25 protein-coding genes are annotated in these 26,299 nt (G+C 70.4%); 4 read left to right on the top strand and 21 right to left on the bottom strand.

Annotation, left to right across the window (positions count from 1 at the left end):
- Nucleotides 1-148 precede the first annotated feature (148 nt).
- From AB0D57_RS06720 to AB0D57_RS06705, 4 genes are all read right to left on the bottom strand, one after another.
- Entirely contained in the window at nucleotides 149-1,849 is a 1,701-nt protein-coding gene (locus AB0D57_RS06720; RefSeq protein WP_362067771.1) for an FAD-dependent monooxygenase, read from the bottom strand.
- 85 nt (nucleotides 1,850-1,934) lie between these two features.
- Entirely contained in the window at nucleotides 1,935-3,401 is a 1,467-nt protein-coding gene (locus AB0D57_RS06715) for an FAD-dependent monooxygenase (RefSeq protein ID WP_362067769.1), read from the bottom strand.
- A 209-nt stretch (nucleotides 3,402-3,610) separates the two neighbouring features.
- The gene (locus AB0D57_RS06710; protein ID WP_362067767.1) at nucleotides 3,611-4,006 is read right to left on the bottom strand and encodes a TIGR03618 family F420-dependent PPOX class oxidoreductase; all 396 of its coding nucleotides are present in this window, start codon (nucleotides 4,004-4,006) and stop codon (nucleotides 3,611-3,613) included.
- Nucleotides 4,007-4,059: 53 nt separating this feature from the next.
- A complete protein-coding gene (locus AB0D57_RS06705; protein ID WP_362067765.1) occupies nucleotides 4,060-5,550 on the bottom strand; it encodes an MFS transporter in 1,491 nt (496 codons plus the stop codon).
- A gap of 205 nt (nucleotides 5,551-5,755) precedes the next feature.
- On the opposite strand from AB0D57_RS06705, the gene AB0D57_RS06700 reads away from it, so the two are divergent.
- Nucleotides 5,756-6,163, top strand: coding sequence for a helix-turn-helix domain-containing protein (locus AB0D57_RS06700; RefSeq protein WP_362068111.1), 408 nt, complete (start codon nucleotides 5,756-5,758; stop codon nucleotides 6,161-6,163).
- Nucleotides 6,164-6,177: 14 nt separating this feature from the next.
- Here the strand turns inward: AB0D57_RS06700 and AB0D57_RS06695 are convergent, their stop codons facing one another.
- The 3 genes from AB0D57_RS06695 to AB0D57_RS06685 all read right to left on the bottom strand — a co-directional run bounded on the left by AB0D57_RS06695 (nucleotide 6,178) and on the right by AB0D57_RS06685 (nucleotide 8,570).
- Nucleotides 6,178-6,711 carry a flavin reductase family protein gene (locus AB0D57_RS06695; protein WP_362067763.1) on the bottom strand — a complete coding sequence of 178 codons (534 nt, stop codon included), beginning with the start codon at nucleotides 6,709-6,711 and terminating at the stop codon, nucleotides 6,178-6,180.
- Between the two features lie 69 nt (nucleotides 6,712-6,780).
- Nucleotides 6,781-8,127, bottom strand: coding sequence for a cation:proton antiporter (locus AB0D57_RS06690; protein ID WP_362067761.1), 1,347 nt, complete (start codon nucleotides 8,125-8,127; stop codon nucleotides 6,781-6,783).
- Nucleotides 8,124-8,570: a nuclear transport factor 2 family protein gene (locus AB0D57_RS06685; RefSeq protein WP_362067759.1), complete on the bottom strand. Its 447-nt coding sequence runs from the start codon at nucleotides 8,568-8,570 to the stop codon at nucleotides 8,124-8,126. The genes AB0D57_RS06690 and AB0D57_RS06685 overlap by 4 nt, the downstream gene beginning before the upstream one ends.
- Before the next feature lie 213 nt (nucleotides 8,571-8,783).
- Here AB0D57_RS06685 and AB0D57_RS06680 point away from each other — a divergent pair, with 213 nt between their 5' ends.
- The 3 genes from AB0D57_RS06680 to AB0D57_RS06670 all read left to right on the top strand — a co-directional run bounded on the left by AB0D57_RS06680 (nucleotide 8,784) and on the right by AB0D57_RS06670 (nucleotide 11,563).
- A complete protein-coding gene (locus AB0D57_RS06680) occupies nucleotides 8,784-9,479 on the top strand; it encodes an antibiotic biosynthesis monooxygenase (protein ID WP_362067757.1) in 696 nt (231 codons plus the stop codon).
- 336 nt (nucleotides 9,480-9,815) lie between these two features.
- On the top strand, nucleotides 9,816-10,760 hold the full coding sequence (locus tag AB0D57_RS06675) for an aromatase/cyclase (protein WP_362067755.1): 945 nt from the start codon (nucleotides 9,816-9,818) through the stop codon (nucleotides 10,758-10,760).
- Complete coding sequence (locus tag AB0D57_RS06670; RefSeq protein ID WP_362067753.1) at nucleotides 10,757-11,563, top strand: 4'-phosphopantetheinyl transferase superfamily protein; 807 nt, start codon at nucleotides 10,757-10,759, stop codon at nucleotides 11,561-11,563. Before AB0D57_RS06675 ends, AB0D57_RS06670 begins: the two co-directional genes overlap by 4 nt.
- A 284-nt stretch (nucleotides 11,564-11,847) precedes the next feature.
- On the opposite strand, the gene AB0D57_RS06665 is transcribed toward AB0D57_RS06670, so the two are convergent.
- The 14 genes from AB0D57_RS06665 to AB0D57_RS06600 all read right to left on the bottom strand — a co-directional run.
- Nucleotides 11,848-12,084 (bottom strand): acyl-CoA carboxylase subunit epsilon, encoded by a 237-nt coding sequence (locus AB0D57_RS06665; protein WP_362067751.1) that lies wholly within the window; start codon nucleotides 12,082-12,084, stop codon nucleotides 11,848-11,850.
- A gap of 29 nt (nucleotides 12,085-12,113) precedes the next feature.
- Nucleotides 12,114-13,682, bottom strand: a complete 1,569-nt coding sequence (locus tag AB0D57_RS06660) for an acyl-CoA carboxylase subunit beta (RefSeq protein WP_362067749.1) — start codon at nucleotides 13,680-13,682, stop codon at nucleotides 12,114-12,116.
- Between the two features lie 45 nt (nucleotides 13,683-13,727).
- Nucleotides 13,728-14,042: an acyl carrier protein gene (locus tag AB0D57_RS06655; RefSeq protein WP_362067747.1), complete on the bottom strand. Its 315-nt coding sequence runs from the start codon at nucleotides 14,040-14,042 to the stop codon at nucleotides 13,728-13,730.
- Entirely contained in the window at nucleotides 14,039-15,340 is a 1,302-nt protein-coding gene (locus tag AB0D57_RS06650) for an MFS transporter (protein WP_362067745.1), read from the bottom strand. The genes AB0D57_RS06655 and AB0D57_RS06650 overlap by 4 nt, the downstream gene beginning before the upstream one ends.
- A gap of 4 nt (nucleotides 15,341-15,344) precedes the next feature.
- Nucleotides 15,345-16,244 carry an alpha/beta fold hydrolase gene (locus AB0D57_RS06645; RefSeq protein ID WP_362068108.1) on the bottom strand — a complete coding sequence of 300 codons (900 nt, stop codon included), beginning with the start codon at nucleotides 16,242-16,244 and terminating at the stop codon, nucleotides 15,345-15,347.
- Nucleotides 16,245-16,525: 281 nt separating this feature from the next.
- Complete coding sequence (locus tag AB0D57_RS06640; protein WP_362067743.1) at nucleotides 16,526-18,001, bottom strand: FAD-dependent monooxygenase; 1,476 nt, start codon at nucleotides 17,999-18,001, stop codon at nucleotides 16,526-16,528.
- Between the two features lie 52 nt (nucleotides 18,002-18,053).
- On the bottom strand, nucleotides 18,054-19,637 hold the full coding sequence (locus AB0D57_RS06635; protein WP_362067741.1) for an FAD-dependent monooxygenase: 1,584 nt from the start codon (nucleotides 19,635-19,637) through the stop codon (nucleotides 18,054-18,056).
- A gap of 2 nt (nucleotides 19,638-19,639) precedes the next feature.
- Nucleotides 19,640-20,575, bottom strand: a complete 936-nt coding sequence (locus AB0D57_RS06630) for an aromatase/cyclase (RefSeq protein WP_362067739.1) — start codon at nucleotides 20,573-20,575, stop codon at nucleotides 19,640-19,642.
- 64 nt (nucleotides 20,576-20,639) lie between these two features.
- Nucleotides 20,640-21,425, bottom strand: coding sequence for a 3-oxoacyl-ACP reductase FabG (fabG, locus tag AB0D57_RS06625; protein ID WP_362067737.1), 786 nt, complete (start codon nucleotides 21,423-21,425; stop codon nucleotides 20,640-20,642).
- 130 nt (nucleotides 21,426-21,555) lie between these two features.
- Nucleotides 21,556-21,831 (bottom strand): acyl carrier protein, encoded by a 276-nt coding sequence (locus AB0D57_RS06620; RefSeq protein ID WP_362067735.1) that lies wholly within the window; start codon nucleotides 21,829-21,831, stop codon nucleotides 21,556-21,558.
- 43 nt (nucleotides 21,832-21,874) lie between these two features.
- On the bottom strand, nucleotides 21,875-23,089 hold the full coding sequence (locus tag AB0D57_RS06615) for a ketosynthase chain-length factor (protein ID WP_362067733.1): 1,215 nt from the start codon (nucleotides 23,087-23,089) through the stop codon (nucleotides 21,875-21,877).
- A complete protein-coding gene (locus AB0D57_RS06610) occupies nucleotides 23,086-24,357 on the bottom strand; it encodes a beta-ketoacyl-[acyl-carrier-protein] synthase family protein (RefSeq protein ID WP_362067731.1) in 1,272 nt (423 codons plus the stop codon). Before AB0D57_RS06610 ends, AB0D57_RS06615 begins: the two co-directional genes overlap by 4 nt.
- Nucleotides 24,354-24,683: a TcmI family type II polyketide cyclase gene (locus AB0D57_RS06605; protein WP_362067729.1), complete on the bottom strand. Its 330-nt coding sequence runs from the start codon at nucleotides 24,681-24,683 to the stop codon at nucleotides 24,354-24,356. Before AB0D57_RS06605 ends, AB0D57_RS06610 begins: the two co-directional genes overlap by 4 nt.
- A 186-nt stretch (nucleotides 24,684-24,869) precedes the next feature.
- A partial coding sequence (locus AB0D57_RS06600) for a biotin/lipoyl-containing protein (protein WP_362067727.1) occupies nucleotides 24,870-26,299 on the bottom strand: 1,430 nt, incomplete at its 5' end.

Below are 26,299 nucleotides of genomic sequence, written 5' to 3'. Positions count from 1 at the left end.
CAAGGAAACGGTGGACAGCGGAACAAAAGGGAGGAGGGGGGTAAGGGGTAAAGGGGTAAGGGGGCGGCGCCGGACCCACGGGGGGAGGGTGGGCCCGGCGCCGGATCCGGGAGGGGGGACTTCCCGGAGTCGGGAGGTGGCGGCGAGGTCAGGACACCTTGCGGCCGCGCACGCCCTGCTTGACGACTCCGGCCAGCATCGAACGGCCGAGGTCGCGCATCTCCTTGGGGCCGGACGTGCTCGCCCACCACATGAACTTCATCATCGTGGGGGTGGTGGCCCGGAAGAACCGGAGGTCCTCGGGGCCCTTCCAGCCGAACGGCGTGTTGACGGACTCGCAGTCGCGGATCGCCTCGAAGACGATGTCGGCGGCCTTGTCGCCGTCGATCTCGCCCGCTTCGTACCGCTCGCAGGTCTCGGCGGTGATGTCGAACAGGACCTTGAAGGCGTGGCTGTCCGGCCACCACAGGCCTGTGTACGGCGCCTTCTCCATCTCGCGGAAGTGCCGGTCGTCACCGTCGAGCTGGAAGTTCTGGCGGGCCATGATCTGGCGCATGGTGGCCGGGGTGGTGAAGCACGCCCACACCCGGAACACCGCGTTCCACAGCCGGAAGTGGCTGAAGGCGATGTACGAGCTGTTGACGATCTTGTCGTTGTACTCCAGCAGCCCCTGCTCCAGGCGCTCGACGTACTCGAAGCGCTCCTCGGTGAAGTCGTTCTCGCGCAGGGCGTCCAGGACCCGGTAGGCGAGGGCGTCGACGACCTCGAAGGTGTTGGACAGACCGCGCGAGTACAGCGGGTCGATGAAGCCGGCCGCGTGCGACATCAGGCACCAGCGGGCGCCGATGGTGCGCTTGGAGGAGTACTGGAGACGGTCGGTGGAGACCCACTCGCGGATCCGCTTGGCACCCTCGAACTGGCGCTTCACGGCCGGGTACTTGTCGAGGTAGTGGTTGAACTCCTGCTCCGGCGTCATGTCCTTCGGCTTGGGGTACAGCCGCTCGTCGAAGGTCAGACCGACGCTGCACGCCGGGTTCTTGGAGTCCTTGTAGTTGTCGAACGGGATGATCCAGAACCAGCCGCGCTCGATGAGGTGGTGCAGGGTGCCACCATGGAAGGGCGACTCGGCCGGCGGGCGCAGCGCCTCCGGGTAGTTGCACACGTCGTCGTACGGCTTGATGCCGACGTAGTGCGTGAACAGCGAGCGGGCGTGGTGCTTGTGCCGCGGCGGGTTCTCCCGCAGGTCGAACTTCTGTGCCAGCGGGGAGCGGAAGCCGCTCGCGTCGATGAGGTACTTGGCGCGGAACACCTCGCCGTTCTTCCCCGTGACCGTGACACCGTCGTCGTCGACGTCGAGGTCGGTGGCGAACCAGTTCTGGCGGAGCGTGCAGCCGTACTTGGCGGCGACGTTCAGGTAGTGCGAGTCCGTGTCCTGGCGGAAGAGGTGCACCGCCTCGGTGAGCATCTTCGGGATGACGAACATCGTCGCCTCGCGCGGGTCCGGCTCCCGGTTCGGCCGGTGCGAGACGAAGCCGAAGCTCTGCTTGCGGCCGTGGCTGGGGCCGATGTGCTCGGTGACCGCCTTCACGTCCAGCATGTGCTTGATCTCGGGGACGTCGTAGCGCACGGCGAGAATGTGCAGCCATTCGACGAGCTGTGGGTTCTGGGACTCACCGACGGCGAACCGGGGGTGCTGGCCCGCGTCGATGAGTACCACGTCGGCGCCCTGACGGGCCAGGATCGCTCCCATGATCGAGCCCGCGAGGCCCGAACCCAGAATGGCTACGTCGCATTCGATCCAGTCGGCGGCCTTGTCGGCCTTCTTCGCTTCCTCAGCCTTGGTGGGCAAGACCGCACTCCTTTGTTTCAGACGCTTTCTCGGACGGGATTTCTCGGACAGGTCGGCTGGGTGGGGCGCGTTCTGGAAAAGCGAGTCAGTGCCGGGCCTCGCCGAACCACTGTCCGAGCGCCTCGGTCAGTCCCTCGACGGAGCCGTCGGCGCTCACCCAGGCGACATAGCCGTCGGGGCGGACCAGCAGGTCGGAGGCCGGGGCGGTCGCGTCCGCGCGGCTCGCGGTGACGATGTCGACGCGGTCCGCCCAGCCGGCCGCGGCCTCGCGCAGTGCGGCACTGTCGTGCAGGTCGAGCAGGACCGGACGGCCCGCGTGCAGCAGTTCGTACGTGGTGGTCTTCTCGTCGCCGGCCAGCAGCTCCTGGTCGGGCAGCCGGCGGCCGAGCAGCGGGTGGTCGCCGGTGGCGCCGTAGGTGATGTCGAGGCCGGTGACCAGGCCGACGAGGTGACGTCGTACGTCCTCGATCTGGACGAGTTCGGCGAACAGGTCGCGCAGCGGCTGCGCCTCGGGGCCGCCGAGGTACAGGGTGCGCTGGACGAGGGTGTTGTAGACGATGCGGGCGCCGACCGGGTGGCGCTCGGAGTGGTAGGTGTCGAGCAGGCCCTCCGGGGCGTGCCCCTTGACCGTGGCGGCGAGCTTCCAGCCGAGGTTGACCACGTCGCCCACGCCGGCGCTGATGCCCTGGGCACCGATCGGCAGATGGATGTGCGCGGCGTCGCCCGCGAGAAAGACACGGCCCTTGCGGTACTCGGCGGCCTGGCGGCTGGCATCGGTGAAGTAGCTGGTCCACAGCGACTTGGCGCCGCTGATGTCCTCGCCGGTCACCCGCTGGAAGGCGGCGGCCACCTCCTCGAAGGTGGGCGGCTCCTGGGTGGGGCGGACGCCGGCGCCGCGCTCGAAGACCACCACGCGGGTGGCCCCGGGGCCGAGCGGCAGCACGACGACCATGCCGGCCTCGCCGACCTCGCCGGTGGGACGCAGCCGCAGCTGCACGCCCACGACGTCGGTCATCTTCATCTCGATGGTGGCGCTGACGCCGGGGAAGTCGATCCCGGCCAGGTGACGGACGGTGCTGCGGGCGCCGTCGCAGCCGACGACGTAGGCGGCACGCAGGGTCTCGAGGCCCTCGGGGCCCGCGACCTCGACCTGGACGCCGCTGTCGTCCTGCGACAGGCCGATGACCTCGTGGCCCCGGCGGATGTCTGCGCCCAGGCCCGTGGCCCACTTGGTGATGATGGCCTCGGTACGCGACTGCGGAACTCCGCGGACACCGAAGTTACCGCCCTCGACAATGCGGTAGTCGATGGGAAGTCCACCGAAATGGCCGCCGGGTATGGTTTCCAGCTGGCCGAATTCCTCGAGAAGTCCGCGCTGGCCGAATTCCTCGATCGTGCGGGCCGAGAATCCCAGGGCACGGGACTGCTGCATCGGCTGTTCCAGCCGGTCGAGCACGATGACCGAGAGACCCGAGAGGCGGAGTTCCCCTGCGAGCATGAGCCCCGAGGGTCCTGCACCGGCAACGATCACATCGGCGTTGAAAGCGTCCATATTCCCTCTCCCGCTGGTGTTTTCTCCAGTATTCCGAGGGCTCCCGGGAAGCTGAATGGCCGCCGATACAGGACTCTGACAAGTTCGTCAGAGGCCCGGCAGCTACCGGGCGGTACCAGGACCTGTCCGGTCGGCCAGTACAGCGGGAGCATGCGAGAGGGTGCCGGAAGCGTCTTCCGGCACCCTCTGGATTTTCTTGGTACGAGAGCTCAGTACAAGCCCATCACCCGGTCCACCGCGATCTCGATCACCGCCAGGCCGGGCGGCTGCGGCGGCTGGGACCAGTACCGCTTGGCGTAGCGGCGCATCCCCTCCACCACCCGGGGCGGGTCGGTGGAGACGGTCGCCGGGCCCTCCAGGGTGATCCAGCGCGGTCCCACCAGCTGACACACGGCGGCGCGAGCACCCGTCGTGGCCAGCAGATTGCGGGACTTGCGGCGGTGCACCGTGGTCATCACCCGGGCCAGGCCCGCCTCACCGTCCCAGGTGAACCGTACGGGCGCGACGTGCGGCGTGCCGTCCGGGCGCAGGGTGGTCAGGGTGCACAGAGCGTTCTCGGCGAGGAATTCCTCGGCCGCTGCGGACAGGGGCAGGTGCTTGGGCATGGCCGGGTCCGTCCTTCTCTCACCGTGTGTCGTCTATGACCGTGTGTCGTCCGTCAGGCGTGCGCGGGGACGGCCGCGGACTGCTCGGAGGACTTGGTCAGCGGCAGCAGCGCCAGGGTCACCAGTAAGGCGGCCGCGGCGAAGCCGGCGCCCACGAGGAACGCGTCGTGGAAGACGGTCGTACGGGCTTCGTTGACCAGGGCGGGATCGCCGCCCGCCTGCTCCGTCAGCTCGGCGACCCGGCGGAAGGCGTAGGTCGCCGCGACCGCGAGGCCGAGCGCGCCGCCGACTTCCTGGGCGGTGTTGATGAGACCGGCGGCCAGACCCGACTCGCGCTCCTCGATCCCGGCGAACGCGGACACCTGGAGCGGGACGAAGGACATACCGAGGCCGAGGCCCATCAGGGCGAAGGCCGGCAGCACGTCGACCAGGTACGACGCGTCGGACGGGGCGCGCCACAGCAGCATCATGCCGGTCGCGGCGAGCGAGAGACCGACCAGCAGGACGGGCTTGGCGGCGACCTTGGTGACGATCTGGGAGGCGACACCCGCACCGACGGCGGTGAGCACGGCCAGCGGCACGTACGCGAAGCCGGTCTTGACGGCGGAGTAGTCCAGGACCTGCTGCATGAAGAGGCTGGCGAAGAAGAACAGCGTGACGCAGGTGCCGAGCAGCAGGACGGCGATGACGTTGGCGGCGCGCAGTGAGGGGCGGCGGAAGATGCCGAGCGGCATCAGCGGCTCCCTGGCGCGACGCTCGATGAGGACGAAGGAGGCGAGCAGCACCGCGGAGAGCGCGAAGCCGCCGTAGACCCGGTCCATCGGAACGTCGGAGTCGGAGACGGTCTGGCCGAGGGTGAAGATCAGCAGGATCAGGCCGGCCGTGAGGACGACGGCACCCGCGACGTCGAAGGACTTGCTGCGCTCGGCGGAGCGGCTCTCGCCGACGATCATCGGGGCGATCAGGGCGCCGATGACGCCGATCGGGACGTTGATGAAGAAGATCCAGCGCCAGCCGGGTCCATCCGTGAGCAGACCGCCGAGGGTGACGCCGGCGACGGCGGCGAGACCGCTGAGCGCGCCCCAGGCGCCGAGCGCCTTGTTGCGGGCCGCGCCCTCTTCGAAGTTGTTGGTCAGCAGGCTCAGCGCGGCGGTGGCGATGAACGCGGCACCGAGGCCCTGGGCGCCGCGGGAGCCGATCAGCATCGCGGCGTTCTGGGCGACCCCGGCGACCAGGGAGGCACCGGCGAACAGGAGCAGGCCGGTCTGCAGCATCCGGCGGCGGCCGAGGGTGTCGGCGAGCCGGCCGGTCAGCAGCAGGAAGCCGCCGAGGATCATGCCGTAGGTGGTGACGACGTACTGCAGGGACGTGGTGGAGATGTTGAGCTCGTCCTCGATGGTCGGCAGGGCGACGTTCACGATCGACACGTCGAGGAAGGTCATGAAGCCGGCCAGGCAGAGGAAGGCCAGGATGAGTCCGGGGCGGCGGACCGGCCCCGACTCGCCCGCCGCGGCGGGGCTGTGGGTGGACTCTTGGATGGACATGTCACTCCCTAGGAGCATGAGGATCTCGGACGGGGACGTGCAGGGAGGTACTGGTATCGCTGGCTTCTCGGAAGCTAGCATCCTGAGTAAAGTAGGTACCTAGAGGAAAGTGACTTCCCGAAAGGTGATGATCTGAATGAAGAGCACCGCGGGCGGCGGCAGCCCTACGGCCGCGACGACCGGCAGTCCGGTCGGCACCCTGGTCATGACCAGCCCCGAAGCCGCGCACGCGGCAGGCGCCGGCTCCCGGCAGGCGTGCCCGATCGCCCCGGTCCTCGACATCGTCTTCAGTCGTTGGACCACGCCGATCCTGTGGACGCTCCACGCCTTCGGCACCCAGCGCTTCGTGGAGCTGCACCGCAACATCGGCGGCATCACGCCGAAGGTGCTGACCCAGCGGCTGCGTCAGCTGGAGCGCGACGGACTGGTGATCCGCACGTACTACCCGGAGGTGCCGCCCCGGGTGGAGTACCAGATCAGCGAGCTGGGCAGCAGCCTGGCCCCGCTGTTCGCCTCGCTCTTCGACTGGTCGACCGGCCACCTGCCGCTGGTGGAGCAGGCACGGCAGGAGTTCGACGCGGCGGAGGAGCAGGCCGCCGCCCGGAACCGGTAACGGTCGTCGCGACATCAGCGGCGCGGCAGAACCGGGTCGTCGCCGAGCTCTCGCATGGCGCCCTGGAAGAAGATCAACGGCTCCTCCTCGGCGGGCGCGCCGAGTCCGACGACCTCGCCGAGCAGGATGGTGTGGTCTCCGCCGTCGTACTCGGTGACCAGTCGGCACTCCAGGTGCGCCAGCGCCTCGCTGAGCACCGGCAGGTCAAGGGCGGACCTGTGGTGCGGCACCTCGTCGATCCGGGCGGTCCGCCGGCCGGCGAACGCCCAGGCGATGGGCTCCTGTCGCTGGGTCAGTAAGTTGACGACGAAGCCGCCGGACTCCTGGACCACCGGCAGCAGCCGGGAGTTGTCGTGCAGGCAGATGAGCACCAAAGCCGGCTCCAGGGAGACCGAGGTGAAGGAGTTCACCGTGGCGCCCGTGGCGTTCTCGCCGCTGCCCGAGGTGATGACCGTGACACCGGTGGCGAAGTGCCCGCACACGGTGCGCAGCGCACGGCCGTCGACCGGACCGAGCTGCTCGGGAATGGCTTGCGAAACGGGGATCACGACAGCCCTCTCGTTCTCGGGTACGGGGTACGGGGTTGCGGACGTACGGGGTTACGCGGGCGTTCTTGATCAGGTGCGCGGCCGGATGAAGTCCACGTCGGGTTCCGAGGCGTGCGGCGGCGCCGATGCCACGACCCCCTCGGCCGGCTCGGGCACGTCGGCCTGCTCCGGGCGGGGACGGGAGAGCAGTGGACCCGCCATCGCCGTGGTGACGAGGGCCATGATCACGAGCATCGTGAACATGCGTCCGTCGAGCACGCCCAGGGTGACCGCGGCATTGAGGATGATGAGTTCGGTCAGGCCCCGGGTGTTCATCAACAGCCCCAGGTCCTTCGCCTCCCGCCAGGAGAATCCGGCCAGCCGCGCCGGGACGATCGCGCCGACCAGCTTGCCGGTGCAGGCCACGGCGATGATCGCGGCGAGCGCGACGAAGTCACCGGAGGTGAGCGCGCCGAGGTCCACGCCGAGCCCGGTGACGATGAAGAAGACCGGAAGCAGCACGACGCTGACGTGGTCCATGGGCTTGCGCAGGTGCTCCGCCAGGACCATGGCGGGCTCACGGGGCATCACGAACCCGAACAGGAACGCCCCGAAGATGGCGTGGATGCCGATCCAGGTGGTCAGCCAGGCCGAGGTGAGCGCGCCCGCGCAGAGCACCGCGAGCAGTGCGGACCACCGCTCGGTCGCGGCCCAGCGCCACACCAGACGGGCCACCAAGGGCCGTACGACCAGGAACATCCCGGCCACGTAAGCCACGCTGTACAGCCCGATGTCGGCGAGGTCGGAGTAGTCGCCGTTCGCCGTGACCAGGGCCGAGACATACGCCAGCAGGCACCAGGCGAGCAGGTCGTCGATGGCGGCGCTGGCCAGCGAGAGCGAACCGGCCCGGGTGTCCAGGAGCTTGTTCTCGGTGAGGATGCGGGCCAGCACCGGGAAGGCGGTCACCGACATCGCGGTGCCCATGAAGGTGGCGAACGCGACGAAGGAGATGTGGTGCCCGGCCACGGTGGAGTGCTCGTCGTACAGGAACGGTGCCAGGGCCACCCCCAGGCCGAAGGCCACCGCGATCGACGAGAGGGAGACGCCCGCGGCGAGCCGGGCGTGCGGCCTGATCAGCCGCTTCTCGAACTCCCAGCCGACCACGAACATGAACAGGATGAGCCCGACCTGGGACACCGCGGACAGCAGCGGCCGCACGTCGGCGGGGAAGATGTGCTCGGTCAGGTTCCCCGGCAGCAGGCCGAGCACGCTGGGACCGAGCAGGATGCCCGCGGTGATCTCACCGACCACGATCGGCTGGCGCAGCTTCTGGGCGAGCCGGCCGAGCGCGGCGCCGACCACCAGCACCAGGCCGATGTCGACGAGCATGATCGCGAGTTTCATGTCCTGGGCGTTGGCCGCCGCAAGAGTCGTCATTGAGGCTCCCGGGGTCGGGGCGGGGTACCGCGGGTCCACAGCACGCGGAAGGTCAGGGAGGAGAGCCGCCAGCCCTCGGCGGCGCGGCGGGCCTCGCCGGTCGCCAGGGTGCCGACCTGAAACAGGGGCTCGTCCGCCGCACCGGGGTGGTGGACGTGCGTCGAGACGAGGTTCGCGCGCAGTACGGCCCGCTCGGCGGAGTCGTCGAGATCGACGACCGCGGGTGAGCCCAGGTGCTGGGTGGCGGCGAAGGCCGCCAACGCGTCACGGTGGTATCCGGCGAGTCCGTCGAGGCCCTCGTGCCGGCTCATGGGGAACTCGACCAGGGCGTCCTTCGTGAAGAGGCCCCGTGCCCACACGTCGTCGAGTTCTTCGTCGTCGAGACCGATGAGGTAACGGTCCAGGAGAGTGGATATCTCTGATACTTCCGGGCCTGGATGCATTACCCGAGCATGGCGCCCCTGCCAATCGGCGACCAAGGCCGCTTTTCATATCCCTGACGAAGTTGAGAAAGATCTGACACCGCCCTCAAACAATTGACAAAAGAGCCAATTCCCCTGAACAGCAGGGCCTTTCACAGGGGCGGATCTCCTTGCCATGCTGCATTCGTACCTCCATTCACACCTCCCATTTCCTCGAACGGAAGAGACGAGAGAATGCCGAAGATCGCAGCCGATGGTCAGCACCTGACCGTTCTCAACCTGTTCTCGACCGACGCCGCCGAGAAGCAGGTCAAGCTGCTCGCCGCGATGCGCGAGATCGTCGACACGGCGGCCTACGAGGGCTGGATATCCAGCACGGTCCACGCCGGGCAGGACAAGCCGGGAACGGCCAACTTCATTCAGTGGCGCAGCACCGAGGACCTCGAGAGCCGTTACGCCGGTGAGGAGTTCAAGCACCGCACCCTCCCGCTCTTCGGCGAAATCACCACCTCGATCCGGCTGCTCCAGAACGAGATCGTGTTCACGCAGCAGAAGCCGGAGCTCGACGGCGTCACGGAGATCTCCCCGGACCGCGACGACTACACGTCCATCGAACTGTTCGGTGTGCTGCCGGAGGGCCAGGAGGACCTGATCGACGCCCTGGGCGAGTCCCAGACGTGGCTGGTCGACGTCCCCGGCTACCGCACCCACACGGTGCTGCGCGGCCTGCGCGCCCGCGGCCTCGAGGGCAAGTTCGTCGTCGTCTACTCCCAGTGGGACAGCAAGGAGGCGTACGACGCCTTCCGCGCCGTGCCGCAGGGGGAGCGTTCCCCGGAGCGCCAGAAGGTCGACGCCCGCGTCGCCGCGCTGCAGACCTGGCAGGACGAGAACACCTACCGCGTGGTGCACACCCGCGCCGCGGGCGAGTGAGCCACCCGGCGGCGGGCCGTCCGGTCGGGCGGCAGACGGCCCGCCGCCGGGTCTGAACCACGGCTCGGCATCGCACGCCGACCGATGTTTCACGTGAAACACCGCCCACCAGCCCCACCCGCACGGCCGCACCACGCACGGCAGACGCACGTACAGCAGCACCACACCCAGCAGCACCACGCACGGCAGATCGCGCACGGACGCGGACGCACGGGCGCGTTCCCACCCCCACTGGCTGGCCGCTGTCGGGAATCCCCCACCCGGCAGCGGCTTTTCTGTCCGTCACCGTTCCCGTCCCGTCCCAGCGCACCACACCAGGACGAGGAGAGAGCACACATGGAACACCCGGGCATGCGCCAAGTCGCGCACGAAATCAACGTCGCGGTCCCGGCGGACACGGTCCACCGGTTGATCGCCGAGGTGGGGAACTGGCCACGGATCTTCCCCTCGGTCGTCCACGTCGAGTACGAGGAGGCCCCCGAGGGCGAGGAGCGGCTGCGGATCTGGGACACGGCGGCCGGTGAGCCGCGCTGCCGTCCGCTGCGCCGGATCGTCGAGCCCGCCGCACTGCGGATCAACTTCCAGCACCTGGTCACCGAGACACCCGTCGCCGGGCTCGGCGGCGCCTGGCTCGTCGAGCCGCTCGGGGAGAACTCCTCCCGGGTGCGGCTGCTGCACGAGTTCCGGGCCGAGGGAGACGACCCCGGGGCGCTGGACCGGATCGGCGCGGAGGTCGACCGGAACGCCCTGGCCGAGCTCGCCGCGCTGAAGGAGAACGCCGAACGCGAATACGCCGACTCCGAGTTGACGTTCTCCTTCGAGGACACCGTCTACGTCGACGGGTCGGTCAAGGACATGTATGCCTTCATCAACGAAGCGCACCTGTGGTCCGAGCGCCTGCCGCACGTGGCGACGGTCCGCCTCGACGAGGACACCCCCGGCCTGCAGACCCTGGAGATGGACACCCGGGCCAAGGACGGCTCCGTGCACACCACCAAGTCGTACCGGGTCACCTTCGCGCACCATCACATCGCGTACAAGCAGGTCACCCTGCCCGCCCTGATGATCCTGCACACCGGCCACTGGACCTTCCAGGACACCGACCAGGGCGTCGCGGCGGCCTCCCAGCACACGGTCACCCTCAACACCGCGAACATAGAGAAGATCCTCGGCGCCGCCGCCACCGTCGCCGACGCCCGCGAGTACGTCCACACCGCCCTGTCCACCAACAGCCGCGCCACCCTGAACCATGCCAAGGCTCATGCGGAGGGCCGCCGTTGACCCCGACGGTGCGCCGGCTCGCTGTAGCACGGGGAGAGTTGGACGTGTGGCTGCTGCCGCCGCCCGACTCTCCGCGTGACGTCCCGTACGGCGAGCTCGACGCGTACGAGAGGGGGCGGGCCGACTCCTACCGTCGGCCCGACGACCGTCAGATGTACGCCGCGGCGCACGTGGGACTGCGCCGGGTTCTCGCCGGGTACACCGGCATCGAACCGAGCCGGCTCCACCTCGCCGGCGAGCGGTACAACGGCAACGGTGAACGGCACGGACGTCCCGTCGTGCTCGGCGTGCCCGGCGGCGCCCCCCAGTTCTCGCTCTCGCACAGCCACGGCCTGGCGATCGTGGTGGTGGCGGAAGTGCGGGTGGGGGCGGACGTACAGCGGTTGCCGTCGGCCGCGACCGCCGAGGCGTGCCTGCCGGCGCTGCATCCGGCCGAGCAGGAGGAGCTCGGGAAGCTTCCCGAGACCGAGCGGACCATGGCCTTCGGCCGGCTGTGGACCCGGAAGGAGGCGTATCTGAAAGGGCTGGGCACGGGGCTGACCCGGGGGGCCGACCTCGACTATCTGGGCGAGGTGGGGCTGGCCGAGCGGCCGACGGGGTGGGTGGTGGGGAACCTTCCCCTCTGTTCCACCCACATCGCCGCGGTGGCTCTGGCGGGGGCGGGGGATCGGCCCGTCGCTGTTCGCGCCGTGCCTACCTCGTATCTGTACGCCCCTGATGCGGTGGCCCGCATGGTGGAAATGGAGCCCGGTTTGCGTTCGATGCTTCGGGATCCCGCGCAGCGTGAGGATCTCGAGCGCTGAGGAGGCCGGTGGGGAGCTGCGGGCCGTTCATGGCTGGTCGCGCAGTTCCCCGCGCCCCTATGGGGCGCGCTGCAGGGTCCCCTGGCACATGGATCCCCCCACACAGCGAAGACACTGTCCTGGCCGTCGCGCCCACGCGGCGGAGCCGCACATGTCACAGCCCCGCGCCCCTATGGGGCGCTCTGCAGTGGGCCCCTGGCAAATGGGACCCCCTGCACAGCGAAGGGGCCGGAGAGTTCTGGTGAACTCTCCGGCCCCTTCTTGGTGTTGTTCTGGTGGCGGGCTCAGGCCGCCGCTCGCCAGGTGCGGGGGCCGTCGAAGCCGGTGATGCGTTCGGGGCGGCGCCACAGGGCGACGACCTGGTGCCTGCGGGCCACGTCGTCGGGCTTGACGCCGGGGCCGGCGGTGACGGCCATCAGTACCGCGGTCAGCGCGGCCAGTTCCTCGGGCGAGAGACTGCCGCGCTCGATCCGGAAAAGCGGACCGGCCGCGGGGTCAGGGGTGGGGTCTTGCGTGGTCATGGATCCTCCCTTGCGCACTGAGGCCTCGCTCACTGGGGCGGGTTGCCGTGCTTGCGGCGGGGCAGTTCGGCGTGCTTGGCGGCGAGCATGGAGAGTGAGCGGGCGAGCACCGCCCGGGTCTCGCGCGGGTCGATGACGTCGTCGACCAGTCCGCGTTCGGCGGCGTAGTAAGGGTGGACCAACTCCTCCTTGTACTGGTCGATTTTCTCTTGACGCATCGCGTCGGGATCGTCGGCGGCGGCGATCTCCCGCCGGAAGACCACGTTGGCGGCGCCCTCCGCACCCATGACCGCGATCTCGTTGGTCGGCCAGGCCAGCGCGATGTCCGCGCCGATGGAGCGGGAGTCCATCACGATGTACGCGCCGCCGTACGCCTTGCGCAGCACCACGGAGACGCGCGGCACGGTCGCGTTGCAGTACGCGTAGAGCAGTTTCGCGCCGCGCCGGATGATGCCGTCGTGCTCCTGGTCCACGCCCGGCAGGAAGCCGGGTACGTCGACCAGCGTGACCAGCGGAATGTTGAAGGAGTCGCAGAACTGCACGAACCGCGCGGCCTTTTCGCTCGCCTTGATGTCCAGGACACCCGCCATGGCGGCCGGCTGGTTGGCGATGATGCCGACGGAGTGGCCGTCGATACGGGCCAGCGCGCAGACGATGTTCGGCGCCCAGCCCGCGTGCACCTCCATGTAGTCGCCGTCGTCGACGAGTTCCTCGACGACCCCGCGGATGTCGTACGAGCGGTTGCCGTCGTGCGGCACCAGGTCGAGCAGTACGTCACCGGACCGGTCGCCCGGGTCACCGCTGACGTGGCGCGGTGGCAGCTCCCGGTTGTTGGACGGCAGCAGCGACAGCAGGTAGCGCACTTCGGCGAGGCAGCTCTCCTCGTCGTCGTGAACGAAGTGGGCCACGCCCGAGACCGCGCCGTGCACATCGGCGCCGCCGAGGCCGTTCTGGCTGATCTCCTCACCGGTGACCGCACGGACCACGTCGGGCCCGGTGATGAACATCTGCGAGATGTCCCGGACGGTGAAGACGAAGTCGGTCAGGGCGGGCGAGTACGCGGCGCCGCCCGCGCACGGGCCGAGCATGACGCTGATCTGCGGGATCACCCCGCTCGCCCGGGTGTTGCGCTGGAAGATGCCGCCGTAACCGGCCAGCGCGCTGACACCCTCCTGGATACGGGCGCCGGCACCGTCGTTCAGGGACACCAGCGGAGCACCGGCCGCGATGGCCATGTCCATGATTTTGTGGATCTTGCAGGCGTGGGCCTCGCCCAGCGCGCCGCCGAAGACACGGAAGTCGTGCGCGTAGACGAAGACCGTACGGCCCTCGACCGTGCCCCAGCCGGTGATCACACCGTCGCCGTACGGCTTCTTCGCCTCCAGGCCGAAGCCGGTGGCCCGGTGTCGGCGCAGCGGTTCGACCTCCTGGAAGCTGCCCTTGTCCAGCAGTAGTTCGATGCGCTCGTGCGCGGTCAGCTTGCCCTTGGCGTGCTGGCGTTCGGTGGCTTTCGGGTCCTGTCCTGCGCGGGCGATGTCCTTGCGTTCGGCCAGCTCCGTCAGCCGGCCGTTGAGCTCGATGGGTATTGCGGGCTCCATCTAGGGATCTCCCCTTCAAGTGGCTTGAGACGTACGTCCGGTCGGTCAGCGGGCGAGCAGCGCGGTCAGCTCGCCGACGGTGCTCTCCCGCAGCACCTCGGCGGGCACCTCGGCGTCGAGTGCGCGCCGGATACGGCGCCCCAGGTGCAGGGCGTCGAGGGGGTCCAGGCCCTGGCCGCGCAGCGGCAGGCCGGGCGAGAGCCGGTGGCCCGGCGGGACCGCGAGCAGGTCCTGGAGCTCGAGACGGAGGCAGTGGCCGATGGCACGGGCGCGCGCGTCGGGAGTCATGGCGCGCAGCTGGACCGGGTCCGGGAGCCGGTCCAGCCAACTGCACGGGGAGTCTTCATGCGTGGAACTCATGGGGCTGCCTTTCGTGGGTGAGGCCGGGTCCGACGGGATGCCGGCGTCGGCCGGTGGCCGAGGAAGAAACGACGTGTCCGCCCCGCGAGCAGCACCGCGAGCGCCGCCGCCGACGAGGCGAGCCCTCCCACGTACAGGCCGGAGCGCGCACCGTGATGGACGCTGAGCCAGCCCACGAAGAGGGCGCCGAGCGGGGTGAGTCCTTGCAGGATGAGCGTGTAGAGCGCCATCACCCGGCCGCGGTAGGCGGCGTCGCTGCCCAGCTGGATGCGGTGGTTGGCGGCCTGGGCGAAGTAGATGGTGGCGAAGCCGGTCAGAAACAGCAGGACGGCCGCCCACGCGTAGGTGGGCGACCAGCCGGCCGCCGTCTCGAAAAGCCCGAACGCCATGGCGGCCCCGGTGACCGTACGGGCCGACGGGCGCCCGCTGCGGGCGGTGGTGACGAACGCGGCGAGCAGCGAACCGGCGGCGAACACGGTGGTCAGCAGCCCGAACGCGGTCGCCCCCGAGTGGAAGACCGTCTTGGCGAGCAGCGGCAGGGTGAGCTGGAAGTTGAAGCCGAACAGGCCGACCGCGGCGACCAGCGCCAGCGGCACGAACAGGTCGGGGCGGCCACGGACGTACCGCAGCCCGTCCACCACCCGGGCGCCGTGCGTGGGCGGGGCCGTCCGCACGAGTTCCTCGGGCCGCATCATGCGCAGCCCCGTCACCGTGGCCAGATAGCTGACCGCGTTGAGCAGCATCGCCGTCCCCGCGCCCACCGCGCTGATGAGCAGCCCGGCCAGCGTGGGGCCCACCACACGGGCGGTGTTGAAGTAGGCGGCGCTGAGGGCCGAGGCGTTGGGCAGCAGTTCGGGGCCGACCATCTCGCTGACGAAGGCCATCCGGGTGGGCACCTCGACCGCGTTGACGGTGCCCAGGCCCAGCGCGAACAGGTACAGGTGCCACAGCTCGACGTCTCCGGCCAGTACGAGCACGGCAAGCGCCAGGGCGAGGGCGCCGGAGACCAGGTTGGCGGCGGTGAGCAGCAGCCGTTTGTCGTGGCGGTCGGCGAGCCGGCCGCCGTACAGCGTGAACAGCAGCAGCGGCGTGAACTGGAGCGCGGTCACCGTGCCCAGAGCTGTGCCGGAGTCCCCCGTCAGGGAGAGCACCAGCCAGTCCTGGGCGGTGACCATCATCCAGGTGCCCGCGACCGAGACGACCTGGCCGGCCGCGAAGAGCCGGAAGTTGCGCACCGCCAGGGAGCGGAACGGCGTACGCCGTGTGCGGTCCATGGCGTCGAGCCTCGTGGTCGTCATGGCATCAGGGCGTCAAGGACGCGCCCGCGGCCCGGCGCGCGAGGCACTCCTCGAAGAACGCGAACGCGCGCAGGTGGTAGGTCCGGGCGGCCCAGCCCAGGCTGATGTTGTGCCCCGCGCCGGGCTGGCGGTCGACGGAGGTGTACGGCGCCGAGGCGAAGTGCGCGGTGAGGTCGGCGACGGTCTCCTCGTCGTGGTGCCACCAGTGCTCCTGCTCGGCGAACGTCAGCCGCACCGGTACCTGCACCGCCGCGGCCGCGACCGCGAACCGGCGCGGCCACCAGCGGGCCTCCGCCCGCTCGCGCACCGGCATCGGCGCGACCAGGGACTCCGCCGCGCGGAACGTGTTCGGCGGATAGAAGCGCAGGGCACCCCAGTTGCGCTTCCAGTGCTGGTGCCCGCGCGGGTCGGGCAGGGCGCTGCCCGGGTCGACCGCGTAGTCCCGGCCGAGGCCGGAGATGTCGAGCCCGAGCAGCGGCGGCAGGGCCGGGTCCGGATCGCCGGCCTGGGAGGCGGCGTAGGTCAGGGCCAGTTTGCCGCCGAAGGAATGCGCGAGCAGGAACACCCCGGCGCCGGTCTCGCAGCGCCCGGCCAGATGCCGCACCGCCGCGTGCAGCGAGGCGGACTGCTCGGCCAGGGTCTGTCCGCTCGGGGCGTCCGCGGCGGACAGCCCGTAGCCGGGCCGGTCGACGGCGACCATGGTGTAGCCGAGCCGGGCGCCGAGGGCGAGCAGCGAGACGTCGGGGTGGGCCTGTCCGTCGAAGTACCCCGCGCTCATGCCTCCCCCGTGCACCGCGACGACCGTGGCCCGCGGTGGCCCGGCCGGCTGGGCGATCAGCGCGGAGAGCGTGACGTCCCCGGCGGCCAGGGCGACGGGGCGGACGCCCGGTGACATGGGGGGCATGCCGGAACCGGGTGCGGACGGTACGGACGAGGGGTTCGACTCGACCGTGGAAACGCTCACTGGGGGTACTCCCTTTCGTGGTCGACGCATGCCGGTGCCGGTCCTTCGTGGTCGACGAACGGCGGCACCGGCCCTTCGCTGGTCCTCGCCGCCGACGCCCGTCCTTCGTGGTCGACGAATGCCGGCACCGGCCCTTCGCTGGTCCTCCCATGCCGCGCCGGTTCTTCTCGGTCAGCGCGGGCCGGTGCCGGTCCTCCTTCGTGGTCGGCGCGCTCCGGTCCTCACTCGCCCTCCGGCGCGCCGAACCAGCGGTGCAGCGTGGCGGACAGCTCCGTCGCGTCGGTGTCGGCCCAGACGACGTAGCCGTCGGGGCGGACCAGCAGCGCGGTGGCGCCGTCGAAGGCGTCCGGGTCCTGCGGGGTGCCGGTGACGGTGGTGACGCGGTCCTTCCAGCCGGCCGCGGCGGCACGCAGCACGGAGTCGTCGGCGAGGTCGAGCAGTACGCCCTGGGCCGCGTGCAGCAGCTCCGGCGTACGGACCTCCCCGGCGTCGGTGCCCAGCGCCCGCGGCGGCAGCCGGCGCCCGACCAGCGGGTGGCCGCCCTCCCCGAGGTCGTAGTGGACGTCGAGGTGGCTGACCACCCCGGCCAGATGCCGCTTGACCTCGTCGAGGCCGATCAGCTCGGCGAACAGATCGCGCAGCGGCTGGGACTCGGGCCCGCCGAGGAAGACCGTGCCCTGGGCGCGGGTGTTCATCAGCAGCCGCGCGCCGACCGCGTGGCGCTCGTCGTGGTAGGTGTCGAGGAGGCCTTCGGGCGCCCGGCCCTGCACGGTCGCGGCAAGCTTCCAGCCGAGGTTGACCGCGTCCTGGACGCCGGTGCTCAGCCCCTGGCCGCCCGCCGGAAGGTGGATGTGCGCCGCGTCGCCGACCAGCAGCACCCGTCCGCGCCGGTACTCGCTGACCTGACGGGTGGCGTCGGTGAAGGAGCTGACCCAGTCCGCGCCGCCGCCGGAGATGTCCTCGCCCGTCAGCCGCTCCCAGGCCGCCGCCACTTCGGCGAACTCCGGGGTCTCGCTGCGGTCCGCCGGCGGGGTGCCGTGCTCGCACACGATGATCCGGTCCACGCCCTCGGCCAGCGGTGCGGCCATGATCATGCCGCCGGGCAGCCGCTCGCCCAGGAACCGCGGCTTGACCGCGCAGCCCACCACGTCGGCGAGGTACATGCCGCGGGTGGCGTCGGTGCCGGGGAAGTCGAAGCCCGCGGCCTTGCGCACCGGGCTGTGTCCGCCGTCGGCGCCCACGAGGTACGCGGCACGCAGGGTGCGCTCGCCGTCCGGGGCGGACACGGTGACGGTGACCCCGTCCTCGTCCTGCTCCAGCGCCAGGAACTCCCAGCCCCGCCGGATGTCGGCGCCCACCTCCCGGGCCCACTCCTCCAGCACCGCCTCCGTCTGGGACTGCGGGATGCCGCGGGCCCCAAAGTGGGCGTCCCGCAGCACGGTGTAGTCGAACTGCACCCCGCCGAAGTGGCCCATCGGGCTGGTCTGCAGCCCGCCGAAGCGCGGTACCAGTCCGCGCTGGTCGAACGACTCCAGCGCGCGGGCGGTGAACCCGAGTCCGCGCGACTGTCCGGTGGGCTGCGTCAGCCGCTCGGCGACGATCACGCTCACGCCGCCCAGCCGCAGTTCCCCGGCCAGCATCAGCCCGGCCGGGCCGGCGCCGACGACGATGACGTCCGCGTCCCTCTGCACGTCCATGGGTGTCGGTGTCCTTTCCTCGCTCTTTCGGTGGGTGGGCGTGCGGTCGTGCTCAGCTGCCGTCGGCCGGGGCACCGAACCAGCGGGTCAGGGCCTCGGGCAGACCGTCCGGGGCCGAGCCGGTCCAGGCGACGTAACCGTCGGGGCGTACGAGAAGGGCTCGGCCTGCCGGTATCGGGCCCCCGGAGGCGGGGCGTCCCTCAGCGAAGGTGACCCGGTCCGACCAGGGGGCCGTCGCGGCGCGCAGCGCCCGGGCACCGTCCCCGTCCAGGGACAACAGCAGCCCGCGACCCGTGCGCAACAGTTCGGTCGTACGGCGCCGCGCGCCACCTTCCACCGGCTCCAGCCATGCGTCCGGCAGCCGCCGCCCGAGCAGGGGATGGGCCTCGGGGCGGGTTTCGGAGCCGACACCGACGCCGTTGGCGACGCCGACCCCGAAGTCTTGATCTCCGTCGCGCCCGTCGCCCTCGACGTCGTACCGGATGCCGAGGCCGCTGATCATCCCGGCGAGGTGCTGTCGTACGCCGTCCAGGGTGACGAGTTCGGTGAGCAGGGCGCGGGTGGGTTCGACCTCCGGGCCGCCGAGGAGGAGTTCCACCTGGGCCCGGATGTTGGCGAGGACCTGGCGGCCCACGGTGTGGCGCTCGCGGTGGTAGGTGTCGAGGAGGTCTTCGGGGGCGCTGCCGCGGATCACGGCGGCGAGCTTCCAACCGAGGTTGAAGGCGTCCTGGACGCCCAGGTTGAGGGCCTGGCCGCCACTGGGCATCTGCCGGTGCGCGGCGTCCCCGGCGAACAGCACACGGCCGTGCCGGTAGTGGGCGAGCTGCCGGTCGGCGTCGCCGAAGGCGTTGACCCACAGCGGGGTGCCGTGGCTGATGTCCTCGCCGGTGACGCGCTTCCAGACGTCGGTGACCTCCGTGAAGTCCGGTTCGGCGCCGCCGCGTTCACCGGGGGGCCGCCCGAACTCGTGGACCATCACCCGGGTCACTCCGTTCCGGGTGGCGGCGATGGCGAGCCCGCGCTCGAGGCGATGGAAACGCCGGTCGGCCACGGCGACCCCGGAGACATCGGCGCGCAGCAGCTCGCGCGTGGCGTCCCGGCCCGGGAAGGGGGCCCGGACCAGCCGCCGTACGGTGCTGTCCTCGCCGTCGCAGCCGACCAGATAGCGGGCGCGGATGTGGACGGGACCGTACGGGCCGATGGCCTCGGCCTCGACCGCCGTGTCCTCGGTGGTGACCGACAGCAACTGGTGCCGGCGCCGCAGTTCGGCGCCGAGTTCGGCGGCCCGCTGCTGCAGAAGCTCCTCGGTGCGGGTCTGGGCGACCTTCCACTGCCCGGGGTACGGGCTGGGCAGCGTCAGGTCCAGCGGTACGCCGCCGAAGTGGCCGCGCGGCTCGCACGGCGGCGTACCGAGCTGGTCCAGCAGTCCGCGGGAGTCGAGGATCTCCATCGTGCGGGCGTGCAGGGTGGAGGCCCGGGATTCGGTGGTCGGGCCGGGGCGCTGGTCGACGACGACCACCTCGGCGCCGCCGAGCCTCAGCTCGGTGGCGAGCATCAGTCCGGCGGGGCCCGCTCCGACCACGAGGACGTCGGTGTCCAGGGTGGTCGTGTCGGTGTCCTGATGGTCCGTCGTCATCGTCAACGCCTGTTCTCTGCGAAGGCCTTGGCGTGGGTGAGAGTGGCGCGGCTGTTGGTGGACAGCGCGGTGTGGACGTACTCGCGGGCGTCGGCGACGGTGGCTCCGCAGCCGAGGATGCTCTCGATGTTGTCCGTGTTGAGGGTGACCGTGTGCTGGGAGGTCGCCGCGACGCCCTGGTCGGTGTCCTGGAAGGTCCAGTGGCCGGTGTGCAGCGTCATCAGGGCGGGCAGGGTGACCTGCTTGTACGCGATGCGCTCGTGCGGGAACGTGACGCGGTACGACTTGGTGGTGTGCACGGAGCCGTCCTTGGCCCGGGTGTCCATCTCCAGGGTCTGCAGGCCGGGGGTGTCCTCGTCGAGGCGGACCGTCGCCACGTGCGGCAGGCGCTCGGACCACAGGTGCGCCTCGTTGATGAAGGCGTACACGTCCTTTGCCGCGCCGTCGATGTAGACCGTGTCCTCGAAGGAGAACGTCACTTCCTCCGCGGCGTGCGCGAGCTCGACGTTCTGTTTCAGCGCGGCCAGCTCGGAGCGGCTGTTCTTGTCGACGGCCGCGTCGATCCAGATCAGGTCGTGCGGGTCGTCGTCGATGGCACGGTAGTCGTGCAGCAGCCGTACCCGGGACTCGTTCTCGCCGAGCGGCTCGATGACCCAGGTGCCGCCCATCGCGGCGACCGGCGGGGCGGTCACCTCCTGGCGGAAGGTGATGCGTAGGGCCTCGGGGTCCAGTTCGCGGCGCGAGGTCCAGTTCTTGGCCTCGCCGTTGGCGGTGGCCCAGATCTGTATCCGCTCCTGCGATCCGTCGTGCTCCACCCGGTCCACGTGGATGGTGGGCGGGAAGATCCGCGGCCAGTTGGTGACCTCCGCCAGCAGCCGGTACACGGCCGGTGCGGGCGCGGCGATCGTGATCTCGTGCTCTACCTCACGGGTCGTCATGACGCTTTCTTCTTCCATGGCTGGGTACGGGCTGCCGACAGTCGGGCGGCGTGCGGGGGCCTGCTCAGAAGTTGCCGAGTCCGCCGCACACGTTGATGGCCTGCGCGGTGACCGAGGCGGCCGTGTCGGAGGCGAGATAGGCGACCATGCCGGCGACCTCCTCGGGGGTGGAGTAGCGGCCGAGCGGGATCTTGGCCTGGAACTTCTCGAGGATGGCGTCCTCGGAGGTGTCGTACGCGGCGGCGTATCCGGCGCGCACGCGCTGCGCCATCGGCGTCTCGACATAGCCGGGGCAGACGGCGTTCACGGTGATGCCGGTGGGGGCCAGCTCATTGCCGAGGGCCTTGGTGAAACCGACCACGCCGTGCTTGGAGGCGGAGTAGGGGGCACCCAGGACGACGCCCTGCTTGCCCGCGGTGGAGGCGATGTTGATGATCCGGCCGCGACTCTTGTGGCGCATGCCGCCGGTGTTGAGGACCTCCCGGGTCAGCCGGAAGACGCTGTTGAGGTTGGTGTCGATGACATCGGTCCACAGCTCGTCCTCGATGTCGGCGGTGACGCCGCCACCGGACCGGCCGGCGTTGTTGACCAGGACGTCGACGGTGCCGAAGCGGTCGACGGCGGCCTGCACGAAGGCGGCGGCCGACGCGGAGTCGCGGACGTCGAGGACCGTGCCGTCGGCCTCGATGCCCTCCTCCTGGAGCGCCTTGACGGTCTCGGCGACGTGGTCGGCGTTGCGCGCGCCGATGAAGACACGGTGACCGCCGGCGGCCAGCGCGCGGGCGGCCGCGAGACCGATGCCGCTGGTGGCACCGCTGATGAGAGCGACCCGCTTCTCCTGCGTTGACATGTTCTTCCTCTCCCTGTGGCTGGTGATCTGCGACGGCTGCGGCCGCGGCGGGCCCGGGCCGGACGAGACCCCCTCGGATGCGATGAAAGGTTTCGCCCGGCCCGGGGAAGCCGACAGAACGTACGGAACGTCAGGCGGCGGCGGGCTCGTCGGAGGCGAACTGCTGGTTCACGGCCTCGATGAGGGCGCGCGGGGTGTCGGCGTCGGTCAGCAGGTCCTCGTCGAGGACGATTCCGTACTCGCGCTCGATACGGCTGCCGGTCTCCAGCAGGGCCAGCGACTCGTAGCCGAGGACCTCGAACGCCTCGTCGAGGATGTCGCCGTCGAGGTCGACGCCCTCGTCGACGCCCGCGCCTTCCAGCAGGATGCGGCGCAGGTCGTCCAGGGTGAATTCCGGAGTGGACACGTGGGTTCCTTCCCAGGTCGGATCGTTTCGGTGGGGCGGGGGGTCAGTCGACGGCGCGGACGACGAGGGCGGAGTTGAAGCCGCCGTAGCCGCGGGCCAGGACGAGCGCGGTGCGCACCTGGGCGGTGCGCGACTGGTTGAGGACCAGGTCGAGGCCGTACTCCTCGTCGGGGTTGACGTGCACCGTCGGAGGGATCAGCCCCTCTTCCATGGCGAGCAGGGCGGTGGCGACGTCGAGCGGGGCAGCGCCGGAGTACAGCCGGCCCGTCATCGTCTTGGGCGCGGTGACCGGAACGCCCCGGACACCGAAGACCGCCGAGATCGCCTCGGCCTCGATCCGGTCCAGCTCCGGCACGCCGGCCGCGTCCGCGAAGACCACGTCCACGTCCTCGGGAGCCACCTCCGCGTCGGCCAGGGCGAGTTCGATCGCCTTGCGCAGACCGGGCTCGCGGTCGCTGCCGGGCCGGGGGTCGAAGGTGGACCCGTAGCCGGCGATCACGCCGTAGATCTTGGCGCCGCGCTCGCAGGCCGACGAGGCCGACTCCATGATCAGGATGGCGCCGCCCTCGCCCGGCACATAGCCGGACGCGTCGGCGTCGAAGGGAAGGTAGGCGCGGGTCGGCTCGTCGCTGGTGCTCAGCCGGTCTCCGGCCATCTGCGCCACCCAGCCCCAGGGACAGATCGACGCGTCGACGCCACCCGAGACGATCATCGGGGTGCCCTTGCGGATGAGCCGCCGCCCGTGCGCCACCGCGTCGAGACCGCCGGCCTCGTCGCTGACGATGACACCGCTGGGGCCCTTCAGCCCGTTACGGATGGAGATCTGGCCGCTGTTGACGGCGTAGAACCAGGCGAAGGACTGGTACGCGGACACGTACTGGCTGCCCTGGCTCCACAGCTTCTCCAGCTCGCCCTGCCCGAACTCGAAGCCGCCCGAGGAGCTGGCCGTGACGACGCCCATGTCGTACTCGCCCAGCGCCTTGGGGTCGATGCCCGCGTCGGCGAGCGCCCACTCGGCGGCGACCAGCGCCATCCGCGTCATGTGGTCGGTCTGCGGCAGCAGCCGGCTCGGCAGCACGTCCTCGGCGACGAAGCCGGGGACCTCGCCCGCCAGGGTGGAGGGGTAGGAGGACGGGTCGAAGCGGGTGACCCGTCCGATGCCGTTCTTGCCGGTGCGGGTCGCGGCCCAGAAGTCCTGGGTGCCCAGGCCGTTGGGGGCGGCGATGCCCAGACCGGTCACTACCACCGTGGTGGTCATGCCACGCTCCTCTCGGGACGCGCCAGCACCATGGCGCTCTGGAATCCCCCGAAGCCGCTGCCGACGGTCAGGACGGCGTCGGTGAGCTGCTCCCGGGCGACCAGCGGCACATAGTCGAGGTCGCACTTGGGGTCGGGGGTGGTCAGGTTGGCCGTGGGCGGCACGACGTGGTTCTCCATCGCCAGCGCGGACGCGGCGATCTCGATGGAGCCGATCGCGCCGAGCGAGTGCCCGACCATCGATTTGATCGAGCTGACCGGGGTCCGGTAGGCGTGGTCGCCCAGGCTCCGCTTGAACGCCTCGGTCTCGTGGCGGTCGTTCTGCTTGGTGCCCGAGCCGTGCGCGTTGATGTAGTCGATCTCGGTCGGGTTCATCCGCGCCTCGTCGAGCGCGACCGTGATGGCCTCGGCCATCTCCGCGCCGTCCGGCCGCAGACCCGTCATGTGGTACGCGTTCGAGCGCGTCGCATAGCCCGCGATCTCGGCGTAGATGTGCGCGCCGCGCCGCTTGGCGCTCTCCAGCTCCTCAAGGACGAACACGGCGGCACCCTCACCGAGGACGAAGCCGTTGCGGGTCCCGTCGAAGGGGCGGGAGGCCCGCTCGGGGGCGTCGTCCCGGGGCGTAGTCGCCTTGATCGCGTCGAAGCACGCCATCGTGATCGGCGAGATCGGGGCGTCGGACGAGCCCGCGATCATGACATCGGCGGAGCCGTCGCGGAGCAGTTCCACCGCGTGGCCGACCGAGTCGATGCCGGACGTACAGCCCGTGGAGACCACCGTGTTGGGGCCCTGCGCGCCCACGGTCCATGCGACCTCGGCCGCGAAGGAGCTGGGGACCAGGTAGTTGTACAGGTGCGGGGCCGAGTACGCGTGGTCCACGAGGTGGAGCCGGCCGCCGTCGCTGACGACGTTGTACTCCTCGTCGAGACCCATGGTGGCGCCGACCGCGCTGCCGATGGTGACGCCGACGCGGTAGGGGTCGTAGGCCTCCATGTCGATGCCGCTGTCGGCGACCGCGCCACGGGCCGCGACCACCGCGAACTGCGCGGCGCGGTCCATCCGGCGGATCTCCTGCGGGCTCAGGCCGTGCTCCGCGGGATCGAAGTCGATCTCTGCGGCGACCCGGGAGCGGAACTGGCCGGGGTCGAAGAAGGTGATGCGGCGGGTGGCCGTACGGCCCTCGCTCAGCAGGTTCCAGAAGTTCTTGGCCCCGACACCGCCGGGGGCCAGCACCTCTATGCCGGTGATGACAACTCGTCGTTGGCTCACGCGGACGCCTCCCAGTTGTAGAAGCGCTTCGCCATCGCGTCGGCCGGGGAACGCCATGTCGCCGGGTCGTAGGCCTCGATGAACGGCTTCAGGTCGTCACTGATCTGTATGAAGCGCGGGTCGTGCCGGGCGCTCTGGATCAGCTCGCCGCCGTTGTCCGCGTCGAAGTCCTGAAGGTGGAAATACAGACCTCGGTACTGGAAGAGCTGGCGCCGACGGGTGCCCATGAGGTGCGGCATTTCCGTGTTGTCGAAATCACCGAAAAGCTTGGCGACATCGACGCTCGACCCGGGTTCCAACCGAGCCACAATCAGCGTGCTGAACATACGTTTCCCTCTCCTAGAGGCCCACCACACGACAGTTGACGAAAGCTCATATTCAGTATCTGGGGCGGTCCGGACGGTTTCAATGTTCCCCATGTCAGGGAATTGTCAGACCCGGTCAGAATTCCGCAGGCATTCCGGGAATCCACGGCTGACGCATCGCGCATTCCGCACGAATCAGCTAATGAATCAGTTGGTGATTTCGCACATGGCGGCGCCGGAGGTGACGGACGCGCCGACTTCGGCGGTGAGGCCCTTGATGGTCCCGGAGCGGTGGGCGTTGAGGGGCTGTTCCATCTTCATGGCCTCGAGGACCACGATGAGGTCGCCCTCGTTGACCTCCTGGCCCTCTTCGACGGCGACCTTGACGATGGTGCCCTGCATGGGTGAGGCGAGGGTGTCGCCGGAGGCGACCGGGCCGGACTTCTTGGCGGCGCGGCGCTTGGGCTTGGCGCCCGCCGCGAGCCCGGTGCGGGCCAGGGACATGCCCAGCGAGGACGGGAGCGAGACCTCCACGCGCTTGCCGCCGACCTCGACCACGACGGACTCGCGGACCTGCTCGTCGTCCGCCTCGGCGGTGTCGGCGGGGCTCGCGAAGGCCGGGACGGTGTTGACGAACTCGGTCTCGATCCAGCGGGTGTGGATGGTGAACGGGTCGGTGGAGCCGGTCAGTTCGGGGGCGAAGGCGAGGTCCCGTACGACCGCGCGGTGGAAGGGCAGGGCCGTGGCCATCCCGCCGACCTCGAACTCGTCCAGGGCGCGGGCGGCCCGCTGGAGCGCCTCCTCACGGGTACGGCCGGTGACGATCAGCTTGGCGAGGAGGGAGTCCCAGGCCGGGCCGATGACGCTGCCGCACTGGACGCCCGCGTCGAGGCGGACGCCGGGGCCGGACGGCGGGGCGAAGGTGGTGACGGTGCCGGGGGCGGGGAGGAAGCCCCGGCCGGGGTCCTCGCCGTTGATGCGGAACTCGAAGGAGTGGCCGCGCAGTTCCGGGTCGCCGTAGCCGAGTTCCTCGCCGTCGGCGATGCGGAACATCTCCCGGACCAGGTCGATCCCGGCGACCTCCTCGGTGACCGGGTGCTCGACCTGCAGACGGGTGTTGACCTCCAGGAAGGAGATCGTGCCGTCCATGCCGACCAGGAACTCCACCGTGCCCGCACCGACGTACCCGGCCTCCTTGAGGATGGCCTTGGACGACGCGTACAGCTCGGCGACCTGCGCCGGGGACAGGAACGGTGCCGGGGCCTCCTCGACCAGCTTCTGGTGCCGGCGCTGGAGTGAGCAGTCACGGGTGGAGACGACGACCACGTTGCCGTGGGAGTCGGCCAGGCACTGGGTCTCCACGTGCCGGGGCTTGTCGAGGTAGCGCTCGACGAAGCACTCGCCGCGTCCGAAGGCGGCGACCGCCTCACGTACGGCGGACTCGTACAGCTCGGGGACCTCTTCGAGGGTGCGGGCGACCTTCAGTCCGCGGCCGCCGCCGCCGAACGCGGCCTTGATCGCGATCGGCAGGCCGTGTTCCTTGGCGAACGCGACGACCTCGTCCGCGCCGGAGACCGGGTCGGGGGTGCCCGCGACGAGCGGCGCGCCGGCGCGCTGGGCGATGTGGCGGGCGGCGA

Origin of the sequence: Streptomyces sp. NPDC048275 (assembly GCF_040652275.1) — a bacterium.
Lineage (GTDB): Bacteria > Actinomycetota > Actinomycetes > Streptomycetales > Streptomycetaceae > Streptomyces.
The sequence above is the reverse complement of the archived record's forward strand: the minus strand, read 5'-3'. Positions and strand labels throughout refer to the sequence as shown.